This is a genomic window from Delftia sp. WY8, assembly GCF_018437695.1.
Taxonomy (GTDB): Bacteria; Pseudomonadota; Gammaproteobacteria; order Burkholderiales; family Burkholderiaceae_C; genus Comamonas; species Comamonas tsuruhatensis.
Genome location: NZ_CP049795.1, coordinates 2,935,784 through 2,960,583, shown reverse-complemented (window position 1 = coordinate 2,960,583; position 24,800 = coordinate 2,935,784). Strand labels below are relative to the sequence as shown.

At 68.3% G+C, this 24,800-nt stretch carries 21 protein-coding genes; 11 read left to right on the top strand and 10 right to left on the bottom strand.

Annotated features, from left to right (window positions below; translation table 11 throughout):
- Positions 1 to 45 precede the first annotated feature (45 nt).
- Positions 46 to 654, top strand: coding sequence for an SIS domain-containing protein (locus G4D77_RS13610; protein WP_016451992.1), 609 nt, complete (start codon positions 46 to 48; stop codon positions 652 to 654).
- Entirely contained in the window at positions 651 to 1,382 is a 732-nt protein-coding gene (locus G4D77_RS13605; protein ID WP_154835992.1) for a BON domain-containing protein, read from the top strand. Before G4D77_RS13610 ends, G4D77_RS13605 begins: the two co-directional genes overlap by 4 nt.
- 199 nt (positions 1,383 to 1,581) lie before the next feature.
- Here G4D77_RS13605 and G4D77_RS13600 read toward each other — a convergent pair whose 3' ends face one another.
- The 4 genes from G4D77_RS13600 to G4D77_RS13585 form a co-directional block, all read right to left on the bottom strand.
- Positions 1,582 to 2,493 carry an NAD(P)-dependent oxidoreductase gene (locus G4D77_RS13600; RefSeq protein WP_016450726.1) on the bottom strand — a complete coding sequence of 304 codons (912 nt, stop codon included), beginning with the start codon at positions 2,491 to 2,493 and terminating at the stop codon, positions 1,582 to 1,584.
- Between the two features lie 100 nt (positions 2,494 to 2,593).
- Positions 2,594 to 3,730, bottom strand: coding sequence for a PilT/PilU family type 4a pilus ATPase (locus G4D77_RS13595; protein WP_016450725.1), 1,137 nt, complete (start codon positions 3,728 to 3,730; stop codon positions 2,594 to 2,596).
- Between the two features lie 129 nt (positions 3,731 to 3,859).
- The gene (locus G4D77_RS13590; RefSeq protein ID WP_017406039.1) at positions 3,860 to 4,492 is read right to left on the bottom strand and encodes a cyclic nucleotide-binding domain-containing protein; all 633 of its coding nucleotides are present in this window, start codon (positions 4,490 to 4,492) and stop codon (positions 3,860 to 3,862) included.
- A 31-nt stretch (positions 4,493 to 4,523) separates the two neighbouring features.
- Positions 4,524 to 5,567: a type IV pilus twitching motility protein PilT gene (locus G4D77_RS13585; RefSeq protein ID WP_016450723.1), complete on the bottom strand. Its 1,044-nt coding sequence runs from the start codon at positions 5,565 to 5,567 to the stop codon at positions 4,524 to 4,526.
- A gap of 37 nt (positions 5,568 to 5,604) precedes the next feature.
- Between G4D77_RS13585 and G4D77_RS13580 the strand changes: the two genes are divergently transcribed.
- On the top strand, positions 5,605 to 6,330 hold the full coding sequence (locus tag G4D77_RS13580) for a YggS family pyridoxal phosphate-dependent enzyme (RefSeq protein WP_154835988.1): 726 nt from the start codon (positions 5,605 to 5,607) through the stop codon (positions 6,328 to 6,330).
- 38 nt (positions 6,331 to 6,368) lie between these two features.
- Here G4D77_RS13580 and G4D77_RS13575 read toward each other — a convergent pair whose 3' ends face one another.
- Together G4D77_RS13575 and G4D77_RS13570 are read right to left on the bottom strand one after the other, a co-directional pair.
- Positions 6,369 to 7,652, bottom strand: a complete 1,284-nt coding sequence (locus tag G4D77_RS13575; RefSeq protein ID WP_154835985.1) for a branched-chain amino acid ABC transporter substrate-binding protein — start codon at positions 7,650 to 7,652, stop codon at positions 6,369 to 6,371.
- 26 nt (positions 7,653 to 7,678) lie between these two features.
- A complete protein-coding gene (locus G4D77_RS13570; protein WP_016446678.1) occupies positions 7,679 to 8,401 on the bottom strand; it encodes a TetR/AcrR family transcriptional regulator in 723 nt (240 codons plus the stop codon).
- A 159-nt stretch (positions 8,402 to 8,560) separates the two neighbouring features.
- Between G4D77_RS13570 and G4D77_RS13565 the strand changes: the two genes are divergently transcribed.
- The 5 genes from G4D77_RS13565 (at position 8,561) to G4D77_RS13545 (ending at position 16,305) form a co-directional block, all read left to right on the top strand.
- Positions 8,561 to 10,159 (top strand): AMP-binding protein, encoded by a 1,599-nt coding sequence (locus G4D77_RS13565; protein ID WP_154835983.1) that lies wholly within the window; start codon positions 8,561 to 8,563, stop codon positions 10,157 to 10,159.
- Positions 10,160 to 10,305: 146 nt separating this feature from the next.
- Entirely contained in the window at positions 10,306 to 13,599 is a 3,294-nt protein-coding gene (locus G4D77_RS13560; RefSeq protein ID WP_154835981.1) for a carboxyl transferase domain-containing protein, read from the top strand.
- 102 nt (positions 13,600 to 13,701) lie between these two features.
- Positions 13,702 to 14,844 (top strand): pyridoxal-phosphate-dependent aminotransferase family protein, encoded by a 1,143-nt coding sequence (locus tag G4D77_RS13555; RefSeq protein WP_012203005.1) that lies wholly within the window; start codon positions 13,702 to 13,704, stop codon positions 14,842 to 14,844.
- A gap of 38 nt (positions 14,845 to 14,882) precedes the next feature.
- Positions 14,883 to 15,302 (top strand): FKBP-type peptidyl-prolyl cis-trans isomerase, encoded by a 420-nt coding sequence (locus G4D77_RS13550; protein WP_016446675.1) that lies wholly within the window; start codon positions 14,883 to 14,885, stop codon positions 15,300 to 15,302.
- An 88-nt stretch (positions 15,303 to 15,390) separates the two neighbouring features.
- On the top strand, positions 15,391 to 16,305 hold the full coding sequence (locus tag G4D77_RS13545) for a DMT family transporter (protein ID WP_047219585.1): 915 nt from the start codon (positions 15,391 to 15,393) through the stop codon (positions 16,303 to 16,305).
- Positions 16,306 to 16,314: 9 nt separating this feature from the next.
- Here the strand turns inward: G4D77_RS13545 and G4D77_RS13540 are convergent, their stop codons facing one another.
- Together G4D77_RS13540 and norR are read right to left on the bottom strand one after the other, a co-directional pair.
- The gene (locus tag G4D77_RS13540) at positions 16,315 to 17,496 is read right to left on the bottom strand and encodes a Fic family protein (RefSeq protein WP_016451984.1); all 1,182 of its coding nucleotides are present in this window, start codon (positions 17,494 to 17,496) and stop codon (positions 16,315 to 16,317) included.
- 124 nt (positions 17,497 to 17,620) lie between these two features.
- Positions 17,621 to 19,192: a nitric oxide reductase transcriptional regulator NorR gene (gene norR / locus G4D77_RS13535; protein ID WP_154835979.1), complete on the bottom strand. Its 1,572-nt coding sequence runs from the start codon at positions 19,190 to 19,192 to the stop codon at positions 17,621 to 17,623.
- Between the two features lie 120 nt (positions 19,193 to 19,312).
- On the opposite strand from norR, the gene hmpA reads away from it, so the two are divergent.
- Positions 19,313 to 20,539, top strand: a complete 1,227-nt coding sequence (hmpA, locus tag G4D77_RS13530) for an NO-inducible flavohemoprotein (RefSeq protein WP_017407870.1) — start codon at positions 19,313 to 19,315, stop codon at positions 20,537 to 20,539.
- Positions 20,540 to 20,662: 123 nt separating this feature from the next.
- Here the strand turns inward: hmpA and G4D77_RS13525 are convergent, their stop codons facing one another.
- On the bottom strand, positions 20,663 to 20,920 hold the full coding sequence (locus tag G4D77_RS13525) for a DUF3297 family protein (protein WP_016446670.1): 258 nt from the start codon (positions 20,918 to 20,920) through the stop codon (positions 20,663 to 20,665).
- A gap of 120 nt (positions 20,921 to 21,040) precedes the next feature.
- Here G4D77_RS13525 and G4D77_RS13520 point away from each other — a divergent pair, with 120 nt between their 5' ends.
- A complete protein-coding gene (locus G4D77_RS13520; RefSeq protein ID WP_074920757.1) occupies positions 21,041 to 22,345 on the top strand; it encodes a DUF445 domain-containing protein in 1,305 nt (434 codons plus the stop codon).
- 166 nt (positions 22,346 to 22,511) lie between these two features.
- Here the strand turns inward: G4D77_RS13520 and G4D77_RS13515 are convergent, their stop codons facing one another.
- Positions 22,512 to 22,679, bottom strand: coding sequence for a hypothetical protein (locus tag G4D77_RS13515; RefSeq protein ID WP_193726178.1), 168 nt, complete (start codon positions 22,677 to 22,679; stop codon positions 22,512 to 22,514).
- On the opposite strand from G4D77_RS13515, the gene G4D77_RS13510 reads away from it, so the two are divergent.
- Positions 22,678 to 24,705 (top strand): ligand-gated channel protein, encoded by a 2,028-nt coding sequence (locus G4D77_RS13510; RefSeq protein ID WP_154835977.1) that lies wholly within the window; start codon positions 22,678 to 22,680, stop codon positions 24,703 to 24,705. The two genes, G4D77_RS13515 and G4D77_RS13510, sit on opposite strands and share 2 nt — an antisense overlap.
- Positions 24,706 to 24,800 lie beyond the last annotated feature (95 nt).

Genomic DNA, 24,800 nt, shown 5'->3' with positions numbered 1-24,800 from the left:
CTGGCTACGAAAGACTTCAAGGGCGGCAGTTATCATCGGGCCTCCATGCTTGAGCAACGTATCCAACAGCATTTCATCGACAGCGCCGACCTGAAATACCAGGCCGCCCAGGCGCTGAGCCAGCCCATTGCGTCAGCGGTACAGGCCATGCTGGCCTGCGTGACCAGCGGCGGCAAGGTCCTGGCCTGCGGCGCTGGCGCCTCGGCCAGCGACGCCCAGCTCTTCGCCGCCCTGTGCGTGGCCGGTTTCGAGCGCGACCGGCCCGAGCTGGCCGCCGTGGCCCTGGTGTCCGACGGCGGCCTGCTGGGCACCGTGGGCGCCACGGGCTCGGGCGGCAACGCCACCCAGTACCTGGCGCGCCAGATACGCGCCCTGGGCCAGCCCGGCGACCTGCTGCTGGTGCTGTCCGCCACGGGCAACGACGTGGCCGTGCTGGAGGCCCTGGATGCCGCCCATGAGCGCGACATGATGGCCGTGGTGCTGACCGGCCGCACGGGCGGTTCCCTGGCCGGCCGCGTGCGCGAGACCGATGTTCTGATCTGCGTGCCGCATGACCGTGCGGCGCGCGTGCGCGAAACCCATACGCTGGTGCTGCACTGCCTGTGCGACGGCGTGGATGCCCAGTTACTTGGTGAACAGGAGATGCCTCTATGAAGTTCCGTTGGTCCCGCGCCGCCTGCGGTGTGCTCGCCGTTGCGTCCCTGGGCGCCGCCCTGTCGGGCTGCGTCGCCCTGGTGGGCGGCAGCGCCGTGATGGCCGGCATGTCGGTGGCGGACCGCCGCACCACCGGCACCCAGGTGGAAGACCAGGGCATCGAGCTGCGCGCCAACAACCGCATCTCCGAAGTGCTGGGCGACAAGGCCCATGTCAACGTCACCAGCTACAACCGCCAGGTGCTGCTGACCGGCGAGGCCGGCAACGAGGCCGACCGCCAGACCATCGAGAAGCTCGTGCGCGAGCAGCCCACGGTGCGCAATGTCTTCAACGAAGTGGTGGTGGCGCCCTTCACTTCCACGCTGAGCCAGCGTTCCAAGGACACCCTGATCACCACCCAGGTCAAGGCCAGCCTGCTGGACGCCAAGGACATCCAGGCCTCGGCCTTCAAGGTCGTGACCGAGAACAAGGTCGTCTTCCTGATGGGCATCGTCACCCCGCGCGAAGCCAAGCGCGGCGCCGAGATCGCCCGCGGCATCAACGACGTGACCAAGGTCGTGCGCGTGGTGGAAGTCATCTCCGAGGACGAACTGGCCCGCATGCAGCCGCAGTCCGCACCCGTGGTCACCGACGACTCCGGCAAGGCCGCCGCAGCCCGCGCCCCCTCCAGCCCCACGGAAAGCAGCCTGTCCACCCCCGTGGGCGCCACCGTCACCCCGGTGAAATGATCACTGCCGCCTGAAAGCAAAAGCCGGAACATGTTCCGGCTTTTTGTTTTGGACATAGGAAGATCTCGTTCCTCAGGGCATAGCACTTGAATCTGGCAGGGCCTAAAGCCAGGGACACCAAGCAAGGGCCGCCCCGCAGCGATGGTGTCGTCCCCCTCCCTTGCGAAGCAAGTAGAGAGGGGGAAGCGGCGTAAGCCGCTCAGGGGGTGAGCCTCTTGATGAGGCTGGAGGTATCCCAGCGCCTGCCGCCCATCTGCTGCACATCGGCATAGAACTGGTCCACCAGGGCCGTGACGGGCAGGCGGGCGCCGTTGCGCTGGGCCTCGGCCAGCACCAGGCCCAGGTCCTTGCGCATCCAGTCCACGGCAAAGCCGAAGTCGAACTTGCCTTCGGCCATGGTGCGGCCGCGATTGTCCATCTGCCAGCTCTGGGCTGCGCCCTTGCCGATGACGTCGAGCACGGCGGGAATGTCCAGGCCCGCGTGCTGGCCGAAGGCGATGGCCTCGGACAGGCCCTGGACCAGGCCTGCGATGCAGATCTGGTTGACCATCTTGGTGAGCTGGCCGGCGCCGCTGTCGCCCATCAGCGTGCAGGCGCGCGAGAAGGCCATGGCCACGGGCTGCATGGTGGCGAAGGCGGCCTCGTCACCGCCGCACATCACGGTGAGCTGGCCGTTCTGGGCGCCCGCCTGGCCGCCCGAGACGGGCGCGTCGATGAACTGCAGGCCCAGCTCCAGCCCGGCCGCATGCAGCTCGCGCGCCACTTCGGCCGATGCCGTCGTGTGGTCGGCAAAGATGGCGCCGCGGCGCATGCCCGCGAAGGCGCCGTCCGGCCCCAGCACGACCGAGCGCAGGTCATCGTCATTGCCCACGCAGCTGAACACGATGTCGGCGCCGGCCACGGCCTCGCGCGGCGTGGCCGCATGGCCGCCGTTGAACTCCTCGCACCAGGCGCGGGCCTTGGCCTGCGTGCGGTTGTAGACCGTGACGCGGTGGCCTGCCGTGGCCAGGTGGCCGGCCATGGGATAGCCCATGACGCCCAGCCCCAGGAAGGCTACGGAGAGGGGAGCGATGGCCGCATAGCTGCGGGCGGCGATGGAGGAGTCGGACATGGGGGATTCCTGAGAGGTGGTGGGAGCGGGTGGCGCAGGGGCGCGCGGTGTGCGGCCCTGGAAGGAGCCGGTGTCCCGGCTCGGCGCGCTGAAGGCGCGTTCAGACGATGGCGAAATGCTCGGTGCCCGCCGCCAGGTCCAGCGACTTGGCGCGCTGGCTGCCCAGCTTGATCTGCAGCCGCAGGTCGTTGACCGAGTCCGCATTGCGCAGGGCATCCTCGTAGGTGATGAGGTTGGACTCGAACAGGTCGAACAGCGCCTGGTCGAAGGTCTGCATGCCCAGGTTGCGGCTTTTCTTCATGATCTCCTTGATCTCGGTGACTTCGCCCTTGAAGATCAGGTCGGAGATCAGCGGCGAGTTGAGCATCACCTCGATGGCGGCCACGCGCCCCTTGCTGTCCTGCTTGGGCAGCAGGCGCTGGGAGACCATGGCGCGCAGGTTCAGCGACAGGTCCATCAGCAGTTGCGGGCGGCGCTCTTCGGGGAAGAAGTTGACGATGCGGTCCAGCGCCTGGTTGGCGCTGTTGGCGTGCAGCGTGGCCAGGCACAGGTGGCCGGTTTCCGAGAAGGCGATGGCGTGCTCCATGGTCTCGCGGTCCCGGATTTCGCCCATGAGGATCACGTCCGGTGCCTGGCGCAGGGAGTTCTTGAGCGCTGCTTCCCAGCTGTCCGTGTCCAGGCCCACCTCGCGCTGCGTGACCACGCAGTTCTTGTGCGGGTGCACGAATTCGATGGGGTCCTCGATGGTCACGATGTGGCCGTAGGAATTCTCGTTGCGCCAGTCCACCATGGCGGCCAGCGTGGTGGACTTGCCCGAGCCCGTGGCGCCGACCAGGATGCACAGGCCGCGCTTGGTCATGGTCACTTCCTTGAGCACCTGGGGTACGCCCAGGCTGTCGATGGTGGGCAGGGCCAGCGGAATCGTCCGCATCACCATGCCCACGCGGCCCTGCTGGATGAAGGCGTTGACGCGAAAGCGCCCTATGCCCGGCGGCGAGATGGCGAAGTTGCACTCCTTGGTGCGCTCGAAATCGGCGATCTGCTTGTCGCTCATGACGGAGCGCGCCAGCGTCAGCGTGTGCACCGGCGACAGCGGCTGCGGCGACACCTTGGTGATGCGCCCGTCGATCTTGATCGCCGGCGGGAATTCCGCCGTGATGAACAAGTCGCTGCCGTTGCGGCTGACCATGAGCTTGAGCAGGTCGTTGATGAACTTGGTGGCCTGATCTCTTTCCATTGCCGTATTCCCCCGGGCATTGCGCGCCGTCGTGGCGCGCAGGTTGTTTTGTTATGTGCAGGTGGTCCGGTCCGGCCCGGATGGGCCAGGCGTCCTCATATTCGACTCATTCGCCGACTCATTCGCCATCTAAGTGTGCTGCTCCTCGCCCAGGCGCACGCTGATGGCACGCAGCCGGAACGAGAGCTTGCGCGCCAGCAGCGCCATCAGCTTGGCGGCCAGCGCGGCATCCTTGACCATCATTTCGTCCAGCGCCTCTGCGCTGAGCACGCCGATCTCGCAGTCGGTCAGCGTGGTGCAGCTGGAAAAGCGCGGCCCGCCGTCGAGCAGCGACATCTCGCCGAGGATGTCGCCGGGCCGTGTCTGCGCCAGGCGCATGCGCTCGCCCCAGGGCTGCTGGCGCTCCACGGCGATCTGGCCGGACAGCACCACCGCCATGAAGCTGCCGTTCTCTTCCTGGCGGATCACGTCGCGTTGCGGTGCCACGGCCGCGTAGATGAAGTATTCACTGAGCCGCTGCAGGCTGGCCGCATCCAGCTGGCCCAGGTAGCGGTCGCGCGACCACAGCTGCTCCAGCTGGGTGACGCTGCCGCGCGGCAGCCGCGTGGCGCCCACCTCGATGGCGCGCGCCTCCCAGGGAACGGGAGGCGTGTGCGGGTCCATGAAGCCATGCGCCGCCAGCGTGGTCGTGAAGAAGGCCGACTCGGAGGCCGGGGCCGAAGGGTCCTGGCCGCTTCGCAGCTTGCGGAAAATGCTTTTCATGGCGCGTGGCGAGAGGCTGGGCCGGTGGCGGTCAGCCCGGGAAGTTGTCCGGTATCTTGGCCTTGGCGCGCGCTTCGGCCGGGCTGATCAGGTTGCGCCGCACCAGATCGGTCAGGTTCTGGTCCAGCGTCTGCATGCCCACATTCTGACTCGTCTGGATGGTGGAGTACATCTGGGCCACCTTGGCCTCGCGGATCAGGTTGCGGATGGCGCTGGTGCCCAGCATGATCTCGTGGGCCGCGATGCGGCCCTGGCCGTCCTTGGTCTTGCACAGCGTCTGCGAGATCACGGCCTGCAGCGATTCGGAAAGCATGGCGCGCACCATCTCCTTTTCCTCGGCCGGGAAGACGTCGATGATGCGGTCGATGGTCTTGGCGGCGCTGGAGGTGTGCAGGGTGCCGAAGACCAGGTGGCCCGTCTCGGCTGCGGTCATGGCCAGGCGGATGGTTTCCAGGTCACGCATTTCGCCCACCAGGATGGCGTCCGGGTCCTCGCGCAGCGCCGAGCGCAGTGCGGCCGAGAACGACTGTGTCATCGGCCCGACCTCGCGCTGGTTGATCAGGCACTTCTTGGAGTCGTGCACGAATTCGATGGGGTCCTCCACCGTCAGGATGTGGCCGTACTCGGTCTCGTTGAGGTGGTTGACCATGCCGGCCAGCGTGGTGGACTTGCCCGAGCCCGTGGGGCCGGTCACCAGCACCAGGCCGCGCGGCTTCAGGGCCAGGTCGGCGAAGATGCGCGGCGCGTTGAGCTGCTCCAGCGTCAGGATCTTGCTGGGAATGGTCCGGAAGACGGCGGCCGCGCCCCGGTACTGGTTGAAGGCGTTGACACGGAAGCGCGCCAGCCCCTCGATCTCGAACGAGAAATCCACCTCCAGGAACTCCTCGTAGGCCTTGCGCTGGGAGTCGCTCATGATGTCGTAGACCATGGCGTGGACCGTCTTGTGGTCCAGCGGATCGACATTGATGCGGCGCACATCGCCGTGCACGCGGATCATCGGCGGAAGCCCCGCGGACAGGTGCAGGTCGGAGGCCTTGTTCTTGACGCTGAAAGCCAGCAATTGGGTGATGTCCACGGAGTTCGCTCCCTCGTTTGGTACGCTGGCGGCAATTATGACGACGATTGAAAACAAGCTTCAACAGATTCACGAACGGATTGCCTCGGCCTGCGCGCAGGCGGGCCGGGCGGCCGGCTCGGTGCAGTTGCTGTCCGTCTCCAAGACCTTCGGCCCCGACGCCGTGCGCCAGGCCGTGCTGGCCGGCGAGCGCAGCTTTGGCGAGAACTACATCCAGGAAGGCGTGGACAAGATCGCCGCCGTGCGCGCCATGGGCCTGCCGGGCGGCGAGGCCCTGCAATGGCATTGCATAGGCCCCATCCAGAGCAACAAGACGCGCCTGGTGGCCGAGCATTTCGACTGGGCCCAGACCGTGGACCGCCTGAAGATCGCCGAACGCCTGTCGGCCCAGCGCCCCGAAAGCCTGGCGCCGCTGCAGGTCTGCATCCAGCTGAACGTGGATGGCGGCGAGACCAAGGCCGGCGTGGCGCCCCAGCAGGCGCTGGAGCTGGCCGCCGCCATCGTGCAGCTGCCGCGCCTGGCGCTGCGCGGCGTGATGAGCATTCCCGACGATGTGCCGGGCTTCGAGGCCCAGCGCGAGGTGCATGCCCGCGCCACGGCCGTGTTCACGCAGATCCGCGCCAGCGGCCTGCCGGGGCTGGAGCGCTTCGACACGGTATCCATGGGGATGACGGGCGACCTGGAAGCGGCCGTGGCCGCCGGATCGACCATGGTGCGCGTGGGCAGCGGCATCTTCGGCCAACGAAACTACGCCCCGCATTGAGCGGGGCGTAGCTGGCTTGGCTGGCGGGGCAGGCCGCCTCAGCGCCCGCCGGGCCGCTTCATCTGGCAGTCCGTGGGCAGCTCCACCTGCTCGGGCGTGTAGACGGCGTCGGTGCGAAAGCCGTAGTTCGTGCCTTCCCAGCCGGTCTTGACCAGCTTGCCATCCACGGGCGCGATGGTGTTGACCACCTGGGGCAGCAGCAACTGGTGGTCCTTGCCGCGCATGCGCACGGGGCCGACCACGGTGTCCATCTGCAGGTCCTCCAGGGCCAGCGCGATCTTCACAGGTTCGGTGGACTGTGCCTTGGCCATGGCGGCGGCCAGCATGCGCGGCACCAGGTCCATGCGCGGGGCCAGGAAGTCCTTGCCCATGCGGGCCTTGTATTCCTGGGCGCGGGCGTCGGCCAGCGGGCGGCCGGCCTGGCCCGGGTGCCATTCGGCCACCCAGGTCAGCTGGCCGATGCGGGTCTGGGCGAAGGATGTCACCGTGCCCGGCATGCCGCCGGCGCTGTGGTTGAAGTAGCGCAGGTCATAGCCCGAGTCGGCCGCCGACTTGAGCAGCAGGGTCAGGTCCTGCCCCCAGTTGCCCGTGATCACCGAGTCCGCACCCGTTTCCTTGATCTTGGCCACGTAGGGCGCGAAGTCCTTGACGCGGCCTATGGGGTGCAGCATCTCGCCCGTGAACTGGATGTCGGGCCGGGCCGCGCTCACCATCTGGCGCCCGTAGGCCGCCCACTGCTTGCCGTGGGCGTAGTCCTGGTTGAGCAGGTAGACCTTGCGGATGCCGGGCTGGGTCTTGATGTAGCTGGCAATCGCCTGCATGCGCATGGCGGTGTTGGCATCGAACATGAAATGCCAGAAGCTGCAGGCCTTGCCCGTCAGCTCGGGGTCGATGGAGGAGTGGTTGAGCACCAGCACCTCCTTGCCCGGATTGCGCTGGTTGTGGCGCGAGGCCGCCTGCACCAGGGCTGCCACCACCGACGAGCCCGATCCCCCGGTCACCACCACGCGCGCGCCCTGGTCTAGGGCCGCCTGCAGCGCGGCCTGGCTTTCCTGGGCCGAGAGCTTGCTGTCGAACTGCAGCAGCTGCAGCTTCGCCCCGTTGAACAGACCGCCCTTGGCGTTCACGTCCTCGACCGCGTACTGCACGTGGTCGCGCATCAGCTCGCCCGTGCTGACGAAGGGGCCGGACAGCGGGTCGATGAAGGCGATCTTGAAGCTGTCGGTTCCCTGGGCGTGGGTGGCCGTGCTGCACAGCAGGGCGGCGGCGAGTGCCATGGATGGCTGGGAATATCGTCGGATGCAATGGCGGCGGATCGGCATGTCTTGTCTCCTCGAAGGAATGGTCGTCAGTCCTTGCCGGGCGGCTCGGCCCGGGGCCGGCTGCGCCGTGCAGGCGTCTTTTTCGCGGGGGATGCGGCAATGGCTTCGGGCGCGGTGGCTGGCGCCGTGCGCAGGCCCAGCACGCGGCTGGCCAGCTCGGTCAGCTCGGCCACCATCTCGGCCGTGCCCAGGCGGCCGCCGGGGCGGTACCAGTTGTAGAGAAAGCCCGGCAGGCTGCAGGCGGCCTGGGCGGTGATGCGTGTCTCGCGAAAGTCCAGGTGGCCGCTGGCGCGGCCTTCTTCGAGCAGCGCGCAGAACTGACGGTAGAACTGGCGCGCCAGCGTGCGCGAGGCCTTCATGTACGCCGGGCTGAACGCCTGGGGCTCGCGGTAGGGAAAAAAGGCCGCAGGGTAGTGGGCAATGGTGGCCGCGATCAGGCGCTGCAGGCCGTCCACGGCCTTCTCGTGCGCGGCGCGCGGATCGTCGGCTGCGAAGTCCAGCACCGTGAAGCAGGCCTCGGTGGGCGCCCAGCACAGGGTCTCGAAGATCTCCTGCTTGTTGCGGAAGTAGTAGTAGACGAAGGGTTTGGTCACGCCCAGGGCCTGGACGATCTGCTCCATCGTGGTGTTGGCGTAGCCGTTGCGGTCGAACAGGGCCTCGGCCGCCTTGAGGATGCGTTCGCGCTTTTCATCGGAGCCGGCCGTGGGAAGGCGCTGGCGGCCGCGCGGGGTGACAGGGGGCTTGGGCATGCGGGAAATCTCGTGTCGCGTCGGTGGCTGCGATGGTTATACCGATGGGTAGCAATGTTCTACCAGCGGGTATATATTGGCAAGCCGCTGGACCCCAAAACAAATCAAGGCTATCCCTTAGGACTGGTTCCGGGATGGCCAGACACCCAGGAGACAAGCATGGCGGATTCCGAGACCCTCATTCCCCTGCATGAGGCCCTGCGCCGCAATGCGCGCAACCACCCCGGCCGCGACGCCTACATCTGGTATGGCCGCCACATCAGCTGGGCCGAGGTGGATGCGGCCAGCGACGCCTTTGCCGCGCGGCTGCAGGCGCTGGGCGTGGGCCGGGGCGAGCCCGTGGCGCTGTTCATGAACAACTGCCCGCAGTACATCGTGGCGCACTACGGCATCCAGAAGGTCGGCGCCATCGTCTGCCCCTGCGGGCCGCTGAACAAGGAGCATGAGCTGCAATACCAGCTCGATGACCTCCAGGCCCGCGTCATCGTCGCGGCCGATGTGCTGCTGCCCGTGGTGGACAAGGTGCGCGCCAGCACGGCGCTCAGGCATGTGCTGGCCGTGCGCTATGGCGACTGGCTTCCTGAATCGGCCACGCTGGCGCTGCCGCCCGAACTGCAGGCCCCCGTGCAGCCGCTGCCCGAGGGCGTGGAATCGTTCTGGGATGTCATGCACAGCGGCGCCAAGCCCGTGCCCGTCGATGTCGCCATGGACGATGTCTCGCTGATGACCTATACCTCGGGCACCACGGGCCTGCCCAAGGGCGCCATGCTCAGCTACGGCAACGCGGCCAGCAAGACGGCCGGCGCTTCCAGCGCCACGGGCGTGAACGCCGGGGACATGCTGCTGGCCGTGGCGCCGCTCTATCACATTGCCGGCATGTCCATGGGCGTGAACATGCCCGTGCACAGCGGCGCCACCTGCGTGCTGCTGCACCGCTTCGACCCGCTGGCCGTGGCCCAGGCCCTGGAGCGCTACCGCGTGACCTGGTGGTACAGCATCGCGCCCATGAACGTGGCCGTGATGCAGCTGCCGGGCGTGGAGGCCATGGACTTTTCCGCGCTGCGCCGCAATACGGTGACCAGCTTCGGCATCGCCTACACCGAGGAGCTGGCGCGGCAGTGGAAGCGCTTCACCCCGAACTGCATCTCCAGCGAGGCGGCCTACGGCCTCAGCGAGACCCACACCATGGACACCACCATGCCGGGCGATGCCATCCGCTGGGGCACGCACGGCAAGCCGCTGCCCGGCAACGAGGTGCGCATCATCGACCCCGAGACCGGCGAGCCCCTGCCGGCCGGCGAAGTGGGCGAGATCACCATCCGCGGCCCCGGCAACTTCAAGGGCTACTGGAACAAGCCCGAGGCCACGGCCAGGACCCTGAAGAACGGCTGGGTCCACACGGGCGACATGGGCCGCTTGGACGCCGAGGGCTACCTGACCTTCATCGGCCGCTTCAAGGAAATGATCAAGGTCTCGGGCTACAGCGTCTTCCCCGAGGAGGTGGAGGCCATCCTCATCAAGCATCCGGCCGTGGCCCAGGCCGCCGTGATCGGCGTGCCCGACCCGCAAAAGGGAGAGGTCGTGCGCGCCTTCATCGTCACGCGGCCGGGCCAGCAGATCGCGGCGGAGGACCTGGTGCAGTGGTCGCGCGAGAACATGGCCAGCTACAAGGCGCCGCGCGAGGTGCGTTTCATCGAGGCGTTGCCTGCCACCGGCGCGGGCAAGGTGCTGCGCAGGATGTTGAAAGACACCTCCTGAGTCGCTTCGCGCCTTCCCCCTCTCTACCCGCTTCGCGGGGGAGGGGGACGACACCTTCGGTGCGGGGCGGCCCTTCCTCGGTGCCCCTTGCATTTGAGGGCGCCAGTTGCAAACGCTGTTGACCATTGATACCGGACCTTTTACCCATGTTCCAGAAGATCCTGATTGCCAACCGCGGCGAGATCGCGCTGCGCATCGTGCGCGCGTTGCGCGAGCTGGGTGTGCCGAGCCTGGCCGTCTTTGCCGCAGACGATGCGCAGGCGCCCCATGTATCCGCTGCCGATGCAGCCGTGCCCCTGGACGCCAGCGGCCCCTCGGCCTACCTGGACGGCGCCCACCTGCTGCGCATTGCGCGCGAGCACGGCTGCGACGGCATCCATCCGGGCTACGGCTTTCTCAGCGAGAACGCCGGCTTTGCCCAGGCCTGTGCCGATGCGGGACTGCGCTTCATCGGTCCCGCGCCGGAGCACCTGGCGCTGCTGGGCGACAAGGCCCGCGCACGCGATCTGGCACGCCGCTGCGGCGTGCCGCTGATGCTGGGCAGCAGCGAGGCCGTCACGCTGGAACAGGCCCAGGCCTTCTTCGAGGCGCAGCAGGCCGGGGGCGCCAGCGGCATCATGGTCAAGGCCATCGGCGGCGGCGGCGGGCGCGGCATGCGCGCCGTGGCGCGTGCCGAGGACCTGCCCGCTGCCTACGAGCGCTGCCGCAGCGAGGCGCGCGCCGCCTTCGGCGTGGACGGTGTCTATGTGGAGCGTCTGATGACGGGCGCGCGCCATATCGAGGTGCAGATCCTGGGCGATGGCGGCGCAGGCCCCATCGCGCTGGGCGAGCGCGAATGCACGCTGCAGCGGCGCTTCCAGAAGCTGGTCGAGATCGCGCCCAGCCCCAGCCTGGCGCAGCCGCTGCGCGAGCGCATCACGCGCGACGCGCTGCGCATGGCCGCCGAGATCGGCTACGAGAGCCTGGGCACCTTCGAATTCCTGGTCGATGCCGCCTCCGACTCCCTGCCCTATGTGTTCATCGAGGCCAACCCGCGCCTGCAGGTCGAGCACACCATCACCGAGGAAGTCTTCGGCATCGACCTGGTGCAGGCCCAGATCCGCATTGCGGCGGGCGATCACCTGGGCGAGCTGGGCCTGGATGCCAGGACCCCCCCCGCGCCGCGCGGCTATGCCATGCAGTGGCGCATCAATGCCGAGACGCTGGATGCCGCAGGCCATTCGCGCCCCGGCAGCGGGCGCATAGGCACACTGCAGTGGCCGGCCGGGCCCGGCATCCGCATCGACACGCATGCGGTGGCGGGCGCCAGCCCCTCGCCGCACTACGACACGCTGCTGGCCAAGCTCATCGTGCACAGCAGCGGGCCGCGCTTCGAAGACGTGCTGCGCCGCGCACGCCGCGCACTGGACGAATGCCGCATCGACGGGCTGGCCACCAATCTGCCGCTGCTGCAGGCGCTGGCCGGCCGGCCCGAGATGGCATCGCAGGCCGTGCACACACGCTGGCTTGAAGAGGCCCTTCCCGAATTGGTGGCGGACGCCCAGGCGCTGGCCGAAGGCGCGCGCCGCACGGCTGTGGCCGCCGAGGTTCCGGCGGCGGCCGAGGCTGCTGGCGCGCCCGTCCCCCAAGGCGCCATCACGGCCCCCATGCCCGCGCGCATCGTGCAGTGGAGCGTGGCCGTGGGCGATGTCGTAGCCGCAGGCACCGAACTGGGCGTGCTCGAAGCCATGAAGATGGAGCATGTTCTGCTGGCGCCGCAGGCCGGCACCATCACCCAACGGCTGGCCGAGGCCGGTGCCTATGTGGCCCAGGACCAGCCCCTGCTGGTGCTGGCCGCCGCCGAAGGCGTGCAGGCCGACGCACGCGCGCAGCAGATCGCCCAGGACCCGGACCACATCCGCGCCGACCTGCGCCGCGTCATCGACCGCCATGCCTTCACGCTGGACACCGCCCGCCCCGAGGCCATGGCCAAACGCCATGCCCAGGGCGGCCGCAGCGCGCGCGAGAACATCGCCGATCTTTGCGATGAGGGCAGCTTCATCGAGTACGGCGCGCTGGCCATTGCCGCGCAGACGCGCCGACGCAGCATGGACGACCTGATCGCCAACACGCCGGCCGACGGCATGGTCACGGGCATGGGCTCCATCAACGGCGCGCAGTTCGGCCAGGAGCGCTCGCGCGCCGTCGTCATGGCCTATGACGCCACCGTGCTGGCCGGCACCCAGGGCGCGCGCAACCATGCCAAGACCGACCGCATGCTGGGCATTGCGCAGGCCCAGAAGCTGCCCGTGGTGCTGTTCGCCGAAGGCGGCGGCGGGCGGCCCGGCGATACCGACACGCCCGTGGTCGCCGGCCTGCATGTGCACACCTTCGCGGCCTATGCGGCACTGTCGGGCCAGGTGCCGGTGATCGGCATTGCACACGGCCGCTGCTTTGCGGGCAATGCAGCCCTGCTGGGCTGCAGCGACGTCATCATCGCCACGCGCGCCAGCACCATCGGCATGGGCGGGCCAGCCATGATCGAGGGTGGCGGCCTGGGCGTGTTCCGCCCTGAAGAGATAGGACCCAGCGGCATCCAGCATGCCAATGGCGTGATCGACGTGCTGGTCGAGGACGAGGCCCAGGCCGTGGCCGCCGCGCGCCACTACCTGTCCTTCTTCCAGGGCCGCACCACGGAGTGGACCGCGCCCGACACGCGCGCCCTGCGCCATGTGGTGCCCGAGAACCGGCTGCGTGCCTATGACACGCGTGCGGCCATGGCGCATCTGGTGGACGAAGGCAGCCTGCTGCTGCTGCGCACGGGCTTTGGCGCAGGCATCCACACGGCGCTGGCGCGCATCGAAGGCCGGCCCGTGGGGCTGATGGCCAACAACCCCTCCCACCTGGGCGGCGCCATCGACGCCGATGCGGCCGACAAGGCCGCGCGCTTCATGCAGCTGTGCAACGCCCATGGCCTGCCCATCGTGAGCCTGGTGGACACGCCGGGCTTCATGGTCGGCCCCGAGATCGAGAAGACCGCCCAGGTGCGCCATGTCAGCCGCCTGTTCGTCACGGCGGCCAAGCTGCGCGTGCCGTATTTCAGCGTGGTGCTGCGCAAGGGCTACGGCCTGGGGGCCATGGGCATGACGGCGGGCAGCTTCCATGCGCCGGTGTTCAACGTGGCCTGGCCCACGGGCGAGTTCGGCGCCATGGGTCTGGAAGGCGCCGTGCGCCTGGGCTTTCGCAAGGAACTGCAGGCCCTGCCCGAGGGCGCCGAACGCAACGCTCTGTTCGACCGGCTGCTGGCCCAGCAGTACGCCCACGGCGAGGCCATGCACATGGCCGGCACGCTGGAGATCGACGCCGTCATCGACCCCGCCGACACGCGCGCCTGGCTGTCGCGCGGCCTGGCGGGGGCGCGCGTGGCACCCGCCCAGGCGGGCTTCGTGGACACCTGGTAGGCCCTGAAAACGCTGCAGGCGGCGTGCTAAGCTGATCCTCTTTTCGACGAACACGATGGCGGGCCCGCTCAAGCGGGCCCCGCTGCCTCTGGAGACCTTCCCATGCCCGGACTTCTGCCCGATATCGATCCCGACGGCCTGCTCGAATTCTCGGTGGTCTACACCGACCGCGCGCTCAACCACATGTCCAAGCGCTTCGCGGGCGTGATGCAGGACATCCTCACCACGCTGCAGGAGGTCTACCACGCCCACACGGCCGTGCTGGTGCCGGGCAGCGGCACCTTCGGCATGGAGGCCGTGGCGCGCCAGTTCGCCAATCGCGAAAAGGTGCTCATCGTGCGCAACGGCTGGTTCAGCTACCGCTGGACGCAGATCTTCGAGGAAGGCGGCCTGGGCGGTGGCGCCGTGGTCTGCAAGGCCCGCCGCCAGGGCCCGGGCAGCCAGGACCCCTGGGCGCCTTGCGCGGCCGAGGACGTGGCCGCCGCCATCCGCACCGAGAAGCCCAAGGTCGTGTTCGCGCCCCATGTGGAGACGGCCAGCGGCATCATCCTCAGCGATAGCTACCTGCGCGCCGTGGCCGATGCCGCGCACGAGGTGGGTGCGCTCTTCGTGCTGGACTGCGTGGCCTCGGGCGCCATGTGGGTGGACATGGAAAAGACCGGCGTGGACGTGCTGATCAGTGCGCCGCAAAAGGGCTGGAGCAGCTCGCCGTGCTGCGCCATGGTCATGCTCTCGCAGCGCGCGCGCGAAGCCATCGAGCACACGCAAAGCTCCAGCTTCTCCTGCGACCTCAAGAAGTGGATGCAGATCGCCGAGGGCTACGAAAAAGGCCAGCACGCCTACCACACCACCATGCCCACCGACGCCCTGGTCCGCCTGCGCGACGTGATGCTGGAGACGCGCGCCTACGGCTTCGCCAAGGTGCGCGACGAGCAGATCGCCCTGGGCGCCAAGGTGCGCGCCCTGCTGGAGTCGCGCGGCTTTCCCAGCGTGGCGGCCGAAGGCTGGAAGGCCCCCGGCGTGGTCGTCAGCTACACCACCGACCCCGGCATCCAGAGCGGCAAGAAGTTCATGGAAGCCGGCCTGCAGACCGCCTCGGGCGTGCCCCTGCAGTGCGACGAAGGCCCGGACTTCAAGACCTTCCGCATCGGCCTGTTCGGCCTGGAAAAATGGCATAACGTGGACCGCACCGTCGGCCACATCGCCAAAGCGCTGGACGACATTGGTGTCCCCGCCAAGGCGTGAACCGAACCCGCTGCAAACATTGCATTGAAAGAGCCCTCATGAACAAGACCCTCACCACCCTGGCCGCCTCCTGCGGCCTGATGCTCGCCGCACTGACCGGCGTGGCGGCCCATGCGGCTGAACCCGTCACCACGGCCAGCGGCCTGGTCTATGAAAGCCTCAAGGAAGGCACGGGCGCCAGTCCCAAGGCCAGCGACACGGTGCGCGTGCACTACCGCGGCTACTTCCCCGACACGGGCAAGGACTTCGACAGCTCCATCACGCGCGGCCAGCCCATCGAGTTCCCCCTGACCGGCGTGATTCCCTGCTGGACCGAAGGCGTGCAGAAGATGAAGGTCGGCGGCAAGGCCAAGCTGACCTGCCCGCCCTCCATCGCCTACGGCAGCCGTGGCGCGGGCAGCGTGATCCCGCCCAACGCCACGCTGAACTTCGAGGTGGAACTGCTGGGCATCAAGTGATGGCCGGCCCGCTGGCCGGGCCATCCCCCGCCTGATGCGAAGCCGGCCTGCGGGCCGGCTTTTTCACGGTCGCTGAAAGGAAGACGTCGTGGACCCACGCAAACCGCTGGACGCGCGCGCCGCCGCGCTGATGCTCATGCTGTGCCTGATCTGGAGCCTGCAGCAGATCCTGCTCAAGGCCACGGCCGATGCCATTGCGCCCACGCTGCAGATCGCGCTGCGCTCGGGCGCGGGCGCCGTGCTGGTGTGGCTGTTCATGCGCTGGCGCGGCATGCGCGTGCAGTGGGGCGACGGCAGCTGGCGCCCGGGCTTGGCCGTGGGCACGCTGTTTGCGCTGGAATTCCTGCTGGTGGGCGAGAGCATCAACCACACCTCGGCCGCCCATGTGGTGGTCTTCCTGTATTCCGCTCCCGTGTTCGCGGCGCTGGGCCTGCACTGGAAGCTGCCCTCGGAGCGCCTGGCGCCGCTGCAATGGCTGGGCATCGTGCTGGCCTTTGCCGGCATTGCGCTGGCCTTCCTGGGCGGCGGCAAGCCTTCGAAGGCGGCCGGCGCCGCCATGCTGCTGGGCGACCTGCTGGCGCTGGCCGCCGGCGTGGCCTGGGGCGCCACCACGGTGGCCATCCGCACCACGCGGCTGGCATCGCTGCCCGCCGCGCAGACCCTGCTCTACCAGCTGGCCACCGGCTTTGCGCTGCTGCTGCCCGCCGCCTTCCTGCTGGGCCAGACCCGCTTCGAGCCCACGCCCCTGGCCTGGGCGGGCCTGGCCTTCCAGTCCGTGCTGGTCTGCTTCGTGAGCTTCCTGGTCTGGTTCTGGCTGCTCACGCAATACCTGGCCTCGCGCCTGGGCGTGTTCTCGTTCATGACGCCCATCTTCGGCGTGGTCTTCGGTGCCTGGCTGCTCAGCGAGCCCATCGAGCCCAACTTCCTGGCCGGGGCACTGATGGTGCTGGCAGGGGTGCTGCTGGTGAGCGGGTATGGGTGGCTGAAGTCCCTCAGGCGGTGAGGCCAGGGATCAGGCCGGCCGGGGTAGCGGATCCGTGCCCTCGTTGAGCACGGAAAGATAGCGCCGATAGCTGAAGACCCGGCCTCGCTTGCGGCCGGTCACTTCCTCGATGATGCCCAGGCGCTGCAAGTCGGCGAGCGCCGTGTTGACGGTGGGCGAGGACAGTCCCGTCTGCCGGACCAGCTGGTTGGACGTCAGGAAGGGGTTGAGCTGGAACAGGTCGTGGATGCGCAGCGTGGAGCTGGCGCGTTCGCCTTCGGTCGCGATGCGTTCGCGGTCCTGCCTGAACAGGTCGACGATATGCGTGGCGGCCTCGAAGGCCTGGTTCGCGGTCTGTGCCACGCCGGTGAGAAAGAAGTCGAGCCAGGCTTCCCAGTTGCCGTTCTCGCGCACTTCCTGCAGCAGCCGGTAGTACTCGGCCCGATGCGTCTTGAGAAATAGGCTGAGGTAGAGCAGCGGCTTGTTCAGCACGCCGTTGATGCAGAGGTACAGCGTGACCAGCAGGCGGCCGATGCGGCCATTGCCATCGAGGAACGGATGCAGTGTCTCGAACTGCACGTGCAGCAGGCCCGCCTTGATGAGGGCGGGCAGGCGGGAAGCATCTTCGTGCATGAAGCGTTCAAATGCGTCGAGGCAGGGGCCGAGCTCGTTGACGGGCGGCGGCACGAACAAGGCATTGCCTGGACGCGTGCCGCCAATCCAGTTCTGCGAGCGCCGGAACTCGCCGGGGCTCTTGGTGCCGCCGCGTCCGCTTTGCAGCAGCCGGCCATGCATCTCGCGGATCAGGCGCAGTGACAGCGGCAGGTCCCGCAGGCGCTCCAGTCCGTACATCATCGCGTCCACATAGTTCGAAACTTCGCGGATGTCGTCGATGGGCTGGCCCGCCTGGGCCTCGGCTTCGAAGCGCAGCAGGTCCGACAGCGTCGATTGCGTGCCCTCGATCTGCGAAGAAAGCACGGCCTCCTTGCGCACGTACATGTAGAGGAACAGCTCCTGGCGGGGCAGCAGCATGGTGATGCCATCGAGCCGTCCCAGCGCACGCTCGGCAAGGCTGAGCTTTTCCAGGAGGACGAGCACATCGATGGCCGGCTCCGGCGGAAGCGGTGGCGGCACGAAGGCGCGCACCTTTTCGCCCGCTGCGGATGTCTCGATGAAGCGGCCAAGCCGCTGGCTGGTAGGGGAATCGGGCATGGGCTGACTATGGCTTCGGACGCTTATTTAAGCAAATGCGGTTTTTCTTAAATAACGAGAGAGCCAAGTTAAGCAGACTTAAATAAGCCTTCGTCTCAAGGCGGCAGGCCGGCCGCATGACCCCTCATGCCAGTCCCAGCCGCCGCGCCAGCCGCTGCAGGTTGGCGCGGTCCATCTGCAGCTCGCGTGCGGCGGCGGCCCAGCTGCCGTGGTGGCGCTGCAGGCTGGCGTCGATCAGGTGGCGCTCGTAGCTCTCCACGGCTTCGCGCAGGCCTTGGGGGCTGGCGCCGGGCGATGCGGCCTGTGGGACGGGCAGGGTCGGGGTGGCCGTCGCCGGGGGCTGAGCGTCATCCTGGAGATCTGCCTGCCCCAGCGTGACCATGCGCGCCCGGCCACCGGCCGGAGTGCCGGAGGGCGCACGGCTGAGCGCCCGCAGCACGCCGCGGCTGATGAGGTGCTCCAGTTCCCGGACATTACCGGGCCAGTCCTGGGCGAGCAAGGCCGATTGCGCAGCGGGGTGCAGGCGCAGTCCGCCCAGGCCCAGGCGGGAACGGTTTTCCTCGAGGAAGAAGCCGGCCAGCATCAGCACGTCGCTGTCGCGCTCGCGCAGAGCGGGCACGCGCAACGGGTAGACGCTCAGGCGGTGGAAGAAATCGGCGCGCATGCGGCCGGCCGCCACTTCGGCGGCCAGGTCACGGTTGGTGGCGGCGATCACGCGCACGTCCACATGGTGCTCGCGGTCCGAACCCAGACGCTGCAGCTGGCCGCTTTGCAGCACGCGCAGCAGCTTGGCCTGCACGGGCAGGGACAGCTCGCCCACTTCGTCCAGGAACAGCGTGCCCTGGTCGGCCTGCTCGAACTTGCCGCTGCGCTCGGACAGCGCGCCCGTGAAGGCTCCGCGCACATGGCCGAACAGCTCGCTTTCGACCAGGTTGTCGGGCAGGGCCGCGCAGTTGATGCTGACCAGCGCCCGGTCCGCGCGCGCCGACTGGGCATGCACGGCCTGGGCCACCAGTTCCTTGCCCGTGCCGGTCTCGCCCGTGATCAGCACATTGAGGTCGCTGGCCGCGACCAGGGCGATGTCCTTTTGCAGCGCGCGCATGGCCGGGCTCTGGCCGATCAGCGGACGCGATGAATCGCCCCCCGGGGCGGCGCCGGGTGCGGGCAGGGCGCGCGCACTGCGCGCCAACCGGCGCAGCCGCTCGGCCGTGGTCACGGTGGCCGCCGCCAGGTTGCTGAAGGCCTGCAGCGCCGCCAGCGCGGCCGGGTCGGCAAAGCGCCCCGGGTCCAGCGCGTCCAGCGTCAGCAGGCCCCAGGGCAGGCCGCCGGTCTGCAGCACGCAGCCCATGCAGTCGTGCACCTCCAGCGGCCCGTGGCCCTGGGCCACCAGGCCGTCATAGGGATCGGGCAGCGGGCTGTCTGGCGCAAAGCGCATGGCCTGGCCCGCGGCCAGCAGCTGGGCGAAGCGCGGGTGCTCGGCAATGCGAAAGCGCCGGCCCAGCGCATCGGGCACCAGGCCATCGATGGCCACGGGCCGCAGCCACTCGCCTTCCAGGCGCAGCAGGGCGGCGGCATCGGCCGGCAGCACGGCGCGCAGGGCTGCCAGCAGGCGGCGAAAGCGCTCGCGCTCAGGCAGGTCCTGGGCCAGGTCGGCCACCAGAGGGGTGAGGGCGTGCAGGGCGGTGGATGTGGTCATAAAGACTGCGATGGCTGTCAAAAGGACTCGATTTGACGGGAGTCATATTGACGCATGAAACGCCAAGCCCTTGTTCTTCAAGGGTCGCGGGACTGGCACGGCCCTTGCCTTTGCCAAGGCATGTCCGGCATCGCACCGGGCATGTCCGTCCCCGTACCCAAGGAGTTTCCCGTGCTGACCGACCGCCAACGTGCCATCGTCCAATCCACCGTTCCGCTGCTTGAAACCGGCGGCGAAGCGCTGATCACGCATTTCTACCAAACCATGCTGGGCGAGTACCCCGAGGTGCGCGCCCTGTTCAACATGGCCCACCAGCAAAGCGGCGCCCAGCCGCGTGCCCTGGCCTACAGCGTGCTCATGTACGCCAGGCACATCGACCGGCTGGACGCCCTGGGCGACCTGCCCGCGCAGATCATCAACAAGCACGTTGCGCTGCAGGTGCAGCCCGAGCACTACCCCATCGTCGGCACCTGCCTGCTGCGCGCCATCCGCGAAGTGCTGGGCGCCGAGATCGCCACCGACGAGGTCATAGCTGCCTGGGGCGCCGCCTACCAGCAGCTGGCCGACATCCTGATCGGCGCCGAGCGCCAGGCCTATGACCGCACGGCGGCGGCCGAAGGCGGCTGGCGCGGCGAGCGCGCCTTCGTGGTGGAGGACAAGGTGCAGGAAAGCGCCGAGATCACGTCCTTCTACCTGGTGCCCGCCGACGGCGGCCCCGTGATCGCCCACCAGCCCGGCCAGTACATCGGCCTGCGCCTGGTGGTGGACGGCCAGGAGCAGCGGCGCAACTACTCCCTGTCCGCACCCGCAGACGGGCGCAGCCTGCGCATCAGCGTCAAGCGCGAGGCGGGTGGCAAGGTCTCCAACTTCCTGCACGACCGGGTCCGGGTCGGCGACACGCTGCAGCTGTTCCCGCCCGCAGGCCACTTCACGCTGCAGCCCGGCGAGCGCCCGCTGGTGCTGATCAGCGGCGGCGTGGGCATCACGCCGACCCTGCCCATGCTGGACGCGGCCTTGCCGACCCGGCGGCCCGTGGTCTTCATCCACTGCGCACGCGAGCGCGGGGTGCATGCCTTCCGCGAGCATGTGGATGCGCTGGCTGCCGTGCATCCGCAGCTCACCCGTTACTACTGCTATGACCGGGCGGAGGAGGGCGATGGGGTCGATGCGCAGGGCCTGCTGACCGCCCGCCAGCTGGGTGAATGGCTGCCCGCCGTGGATGCCGATGTCTACTTCCTGGGGCCTCGGCCGTTCATGCGGTCGGTGAAGGAATCGTTGAAGGCCCTGGGGGTGCCGCAGGAGCAGGTGCGGTATGAGTTTTTTGGGCCGGCCGAGGCGCTCCAGTAGGCTTTGCCGGAGCCTGCCCTGGGTGGTTCCTGGCTCTGCCGCACCCCTGGCATGCCTTTGTCGCGCCCTTGTCGCGTCCCTTGTAGCACCTCTGTGGCAAGAGGCGCGACAAGGTCCGAAGGCTCAGCGGTAGAAGGCTTGCACGGTGCCCTTGAGCTTGATCAGCAAGGGCCTGCCCTTGCGATCCACCGTTTTGCCCGCGGGCACCTTGATCCATCCCTCGCTCACGCAATACTCCTCCACGTCGAACCGCTCCTTGCCGTTGAAGCGGATGCCGATGTCGTGCTCGAACACGGCCGCCACGTGGTGCGGGCTGCGCGGGTCGATGGACAGATGGTCGGGCAGGGCGGGGCGCTCGGCGGATGCGTTGGCGTCAGTCATGGTCTTGTTCTCGCAAGAGGGTTCTGAAGAAAGCCGGTATTGTCCGCGCAATCCGGGGTCAGGCGCTGGCTGACAGGCATTGGCGGCAGGCATCGCCACGCGGGGCCCGGCGGGCGTCGTATGCTGCGCTCCATGCTGTCGCCAGAGCAACGTCAAACACTGAAGTCGGCCAAGCGCCTGCCGCTGGCGTTGCTGCTGCTCATGGCGCTGGGCTTCGTGGCCTCGTCGGTGGCGGCAGCGCACTGGCAGCAGGTGCCGCTGTGGCTGGCCTGCATCAAGGCCGTGACCGAGGCCTCGCTGGTCGGCGCGCTGGCCGACTGGTTTGCGGTGTCTGCCCTGTTCCGGCACATTCCGCTGCCCGTGGTCGGGCGCCACACGGCCATCATTCCGCGCAACAAGGACCGCATCGGGCTGAACCTGGCGAATTTCGTGCGCGACAAGTTCCTGGACGGGCCTTCGCTGGTGGCGCTGATCGAGCGCCACGATCCCGCGCGCGTGCTGGCGGGCTGGCTGACCTCACCGGCCAACAGCACGCTGCTGGGGCGGCAGGTGGCGCGGCTGGCGCTGGCGGCGCTGGAGATGGTGCAGGACCGGCAGGTGGAGCGCTTTCTCTCGCACTCGTTCAAGGCCTTGCTGGAGCATCTGGACCTGCCGCGCGCGGCGGCGGACCTGCTGTCGGGCCTGACCCAGGACGGGCGCCACCAGGCCGTGCTCGACGATGTGCTGGCGCGCGTCAGCGGCGTGCTGCGCGAATCCGAGACCCATGTGCTGATCGCCCGGACCATCGTGCTGTGGCTCAAGCGCGAGCATCCGCTCAAGGAAAAGATGCTGCCTACGGACTGGCTCGGCGACAAGGGTGCCACGGCCATCGCCGGGGCGCTGGACAGCCTGCTGCAGGACATCGCCAGCGATCCCGGGCACCACATGCGCAAGGCGTTCGATGCCTCCGTGCAGCGGCTGATTGACCGGCTGCAGTCCGACCCGGCCATGGCCGATCGCGCCGAGCGCCTGCGCGACTACCTGCTGCACGACGAGAAGCTGGCCGGCTACCTGCGGGCGCTGTGGCTGGGCCTGCGCGCCAGGCTGCAGGCCGACCTGGCCAACGAGCATTCGCAGGTGGCGCGCAAGACCGCCGCCATGGGCCGCTGGCTGGGCCAGTCGCTGGCGCATGACGAGGCGCTGCGCCACTCCATGAACGAACGCCTCAAGCGCTGGGCCCAGGCGCTGGCGCCCGATGTCTCGCAGTTCCTGGCCCAGCACATCGCCGACACCGTGCGGCGCTGGGATGCGCGCGAGCTGTCCGAGCTGATCGAGCTGCACATCGGCAAGGACCTGCAGTACATCCGCATCAATGGCACCGTGGTCGGTGGTGCCGTGGGGCTGCTGCTGTTCCTGGTCTCCAATGCGGGGCGGCTGTGGTCCTGATCTTCGTATCAGGATGTTGCCTGCCGGCCACATCGGGCCAACTTTACAAAGCCGCCGTGTTCGCCGGAACGCCGTGAATCGGGCCGGGCGCTGCACGCGCCCGGGCACTGGCGGCTCTGCATGTCATTGATGAACAAGGCAACATTCAGCATCCTGAATGAATTGCTCACAGATCGGTGCGCTTGTAAAGAAAAACAGCAGCTGCGCTGCCGTCGGCCAGGCCGTTGTCGTCGGGAAAATAAAATAAGAACGATTCGCACTCATCAAAAACAACAGAGCGGATGCGCACCCCGGTCGTTCGACCGTCCGTGATTCTTCTTGCGAGCTTTCCCATGCACAACTGCACAGCCCCCGCGGCGGGCCGTGGCTTTGCCCTGTCCGCCCTTTGCACCTCCCTGCGTGCTTCGTTTCCCTCCACCGTCGTTCCCCTGCGCCGCACCGCGCTGGGCGCCTGCCTGGGCCTGCTGGCCTCGGGCAGCGCGCTGGCCCAGGCAGCAGACGGGGCCGCGCTGGAAACCCTGGTCGTGACGGCCAGCGGCTTCGAGCAGGAGATCAGCCAGGCGCCGGCCTCGATCTCGGTGATCACGCGCCAGGAACTGGAGCAGGGCGCCTACCGCAACCTGCACGATGCCCTGCGCGATGTGCCCGGCGTGATCCTCACGCCCTCGGACAACAACTCCAACGACATCTCGTTGCGCGGCATGGGCGCCAACTACACCCTGATCCTGGTGGACGGCAAGCGCATGAGCACGCGCGAGACCCAGACCAACGGCAGCACGGGCACGGACCAGAGCTGGATTCCGCCGCTGGAGGCCATCGAGCGCATCGAGGTGGTGCGCGGCCCCATGTCCTCGCTGTACGGCTCGGACGCCATGGGCGGCGTGATCAACGTCATCACGCGCAAGGTGGCGAAGAACTGGCATGGCTCGGTGCGCGCCGACGCCACGCTGCAGGAGCGCTCCACCTCGGGCGATGCCTACCAGACCAACTTCTACCTGTCAGGCCCGATCAAGACCGACCTGCTGGGCCTGAGCCTGTACGGCAACTACGGCAAGCGCGACCAGGACCGCATCTACCAGGGCTACAACAAGAGCGACAACCGTTCGCTGAACCTGCGCCTGGCGCTGACCCCCAGCAAGGACCACGACCTGATCGCCGAGATCGGCACTTCGCGCCAGCACTTCGTTTCGTCGCCTGGCATGACCCTGCTGCCCACCGATGCGCCCAGCGACCGCAAGTTCGAGCGCGAGAACTACTCGCTGCAGCACAAGGGCCGCTGGGGCTGGGCTTCCTCCGACACCTATCTGCAGCGCGAGGAAACGCGCAACCTGTCGCGCGACATGACCATCAGGAACACGGTGTTCAACAGCAGCTGGGTGGCGCCGCTGGGCCGCCAGCACCTGCTGACCACGGGCGTGTACTACAACCAGCAGGACCTGCGCGACACGACGACCAATACGCTGCCGGACTCGGCGCGCACCACGGCCGATCGCACGCAGTACGCCTGGTTCGCCGAGGACGAGTGGCGCCTGCGCGAGAACTTCGCCCTGACCGGCGGCCTGCGCTACGACCACGACAGCAAGGGCGGATCGCAATGGAGCCCGCGCCTGTACGGCGTGTGGAACCTCGACGCGCAATGGACCGTCAAGGGCGGCGTGTCCACCGGCTTTCGCGCGCCCTCGCTGCGCCAGACCCTGGGCGACTGGGGCCAGTCCAGCCGCGGCGGCAACATCTACGGCAACCCCGACCTGAAGCCCGAAACCTCGCTGAGCAAGGAACTGGGCGTGCTCTACAACAACGGCGCCGGCCTGTCGGCAGGCCTGACGGTGTTCGACAACGAGTTCAACGACAAGATCACGCGCATCGCCTGTCCCGAGTGCGGACCGGCCAACTCCTCGGGCAACACGCCCACCACCAACGTCAATATCGACAAGGCCATCACGCGCGGCATCGAAGCCACGTTCAAGGCCCCGCTGGCGCGCACGCTGGACCTGAGCAGCAGCTACACCTTCACCAAGTCCGAGCAAAAGAGCGGCGAGTTCGCGGGGCAGCCGCTGAGCCAGCTGCCGCGCCACATGCTCAACCTGGCGCTGAACTGGAAGCCTTCGCAGCAATGGGCGGGCTGGGCCAAGCTGTCCTACCGGGGCAAGGAAAGCCAGCCCACGGGCGGCCGTTCGGCGCGCACCTGGGTGGCCGGCAGCTATGCCATGTTCGACATGGGCGGCTCCTACAACTACAGCAAGGACGTGACCTTCTACGCAGGCATCTACAACCTGTTCGACAAGGACGTGTACTACGAGGACTACGCCACGGTGCAGGACGGCCGGCGCTACTGGATCGGCATGAACGTGAAGTTCTAGGCATCCCGGCCGCAAGGGCGGCCGCTGCCCGTGGCCTGCGGATCGGGCCGCGCCGCTTCCCGGCGCGGCACCCGCCTCCGGAGGCCGGAACTCCT

Bases quoted from the DNA above. Each gene is read 5' to 3' on its own strand.
- G4D77_RS13610 (WP_016451992.1), top strand. From the start codon at position 46: ATGCTTGAGCAACGTATCCAACAGCATTTCATCGACAGCGCCGACCTG.
- G4D77_RS13605 (WP_154835992.1), top strand. From the start codon at position 651: ATGAAGTTCCGTTGGTCCCGCGCCGCCTGCGGTGTGCTCGCCGTTGCG.
- G4D77_RS13600 (WP_016450726.1), bottom strand. From the start codon at position 2,493: ATGTCCGACTCCTCCATCGCCGCCCGCAGCTATGCGGCCATCGCTCCC.
- G4D77_RS13595 (WP_016450725.1), bottom strand. From the start codon at position 3,730: ATGGAAAGAGATCAGGCCACCAAGTTCATCAACGACCTGCTCAAGCTC.
- G4D77_RS13590 (WP_017406039.1), bottom strand. From the start codon at position 4,492: ATGAAAAGCATTTTCCGCAAGCTGCGAAGCGGCCAGGACCCTTCGGCC.
- G4D77_RS13580 (WP_154835988.1), top strand. From the start codon at position 5,605: ATGACGACGATTGAAAACAAGCTTCAACAGATTCACGAACGGATTGCC.
- G4D77_RS13575 (WP_154835985.1), bottom strand. From the start codon at position 7,652: ATGCCGATCCGCCGCCATTGCATCCGACGATATTCCCAGCCATCCATG.
- G4D77_RS13570 (WP_016446678.1), bottom strand. From the start codon at position 8,401: ATGCCCAAGCCCCCTGTCACCCCGCGCGGCCGCCAGCGCCTTCCCACG.
- G4D77_RS13565 (WP_154835983.1), top strand. From the start codon at position 8,561: ATGGCGGATTCCGAGACCCTCATTCCCCTGCATGAGGCCCTGCGCCGC.
- G4D77_RS13560 (WP_154835981.1), top strand. From the start codon at position 10,306: ATGTTCCAGAAGATCCTGATTGCCAACCGCGGCGAGATCGCGCTGCGC.
- G4D77_RS13555 (WP_012203005.1), top strand. From the start codon at position 13,702: ATGCCCGGACTTCTGCCCGATATCGATCCCGACGGCCTGCTCGAATTC.
- G4D77_RS13550 (WP_016446675.1), top strand. From the start codon at position 14,883: ATGAACAAGACCCTCACCACCCTGGCCGCCTCCTGCGGCCTGATGCTC.
- G4D77_RS13540 (WP_016451984.1), bottom strand. From the start codon at position 17,496: ATGCCCGATTCCCCTACCAGCCAGCGGCTTGGCCGCTTCATCGAGACA.
- norR (WP_154835979.1), bottom strand. From the start codon at position 19,192: ATGACCACATCCACCGCCCTGCACGCCCTCACCCCTCTGGTGGCCGAC.
- hmpA (WP_017407870.1), top strand. From the start codon at position 19,313: ATGTCCGGCATCGCACCGGGCATGTCCGTCCCCGTACCCAAGGAGTTT.
- G4D77_RS13525 (WP_016446670.1), bottom strand. From the start codon at position 20,920: ATGACTGACGCCAACGCATCCGCCGAGCGCCCCGCCCTGCCCGACCAT.
- G4D77_RS13520 (WP_074920757.1), top strand. From the start codon at position 21,041: ATGCTGCGCTCCATGCTGTCGCCAGAGCAACGTCAAACACTGAAGTCG.
- G4D77_RS13510 (WP_154835977.1), top strand. From the start codon at position 22,678: ATGCACAACTGCACAGCCCCCGCGGCGGGCCGTGGCTTTGCCCTGTCC.
- G4D77_RS13515 (WP_193726178.1), bottom strand. From the start codon at position 22,679: ATGGGAAAGCTCGCAAGAAGAATCACGGACGGTCGAACGACCGGGGTG.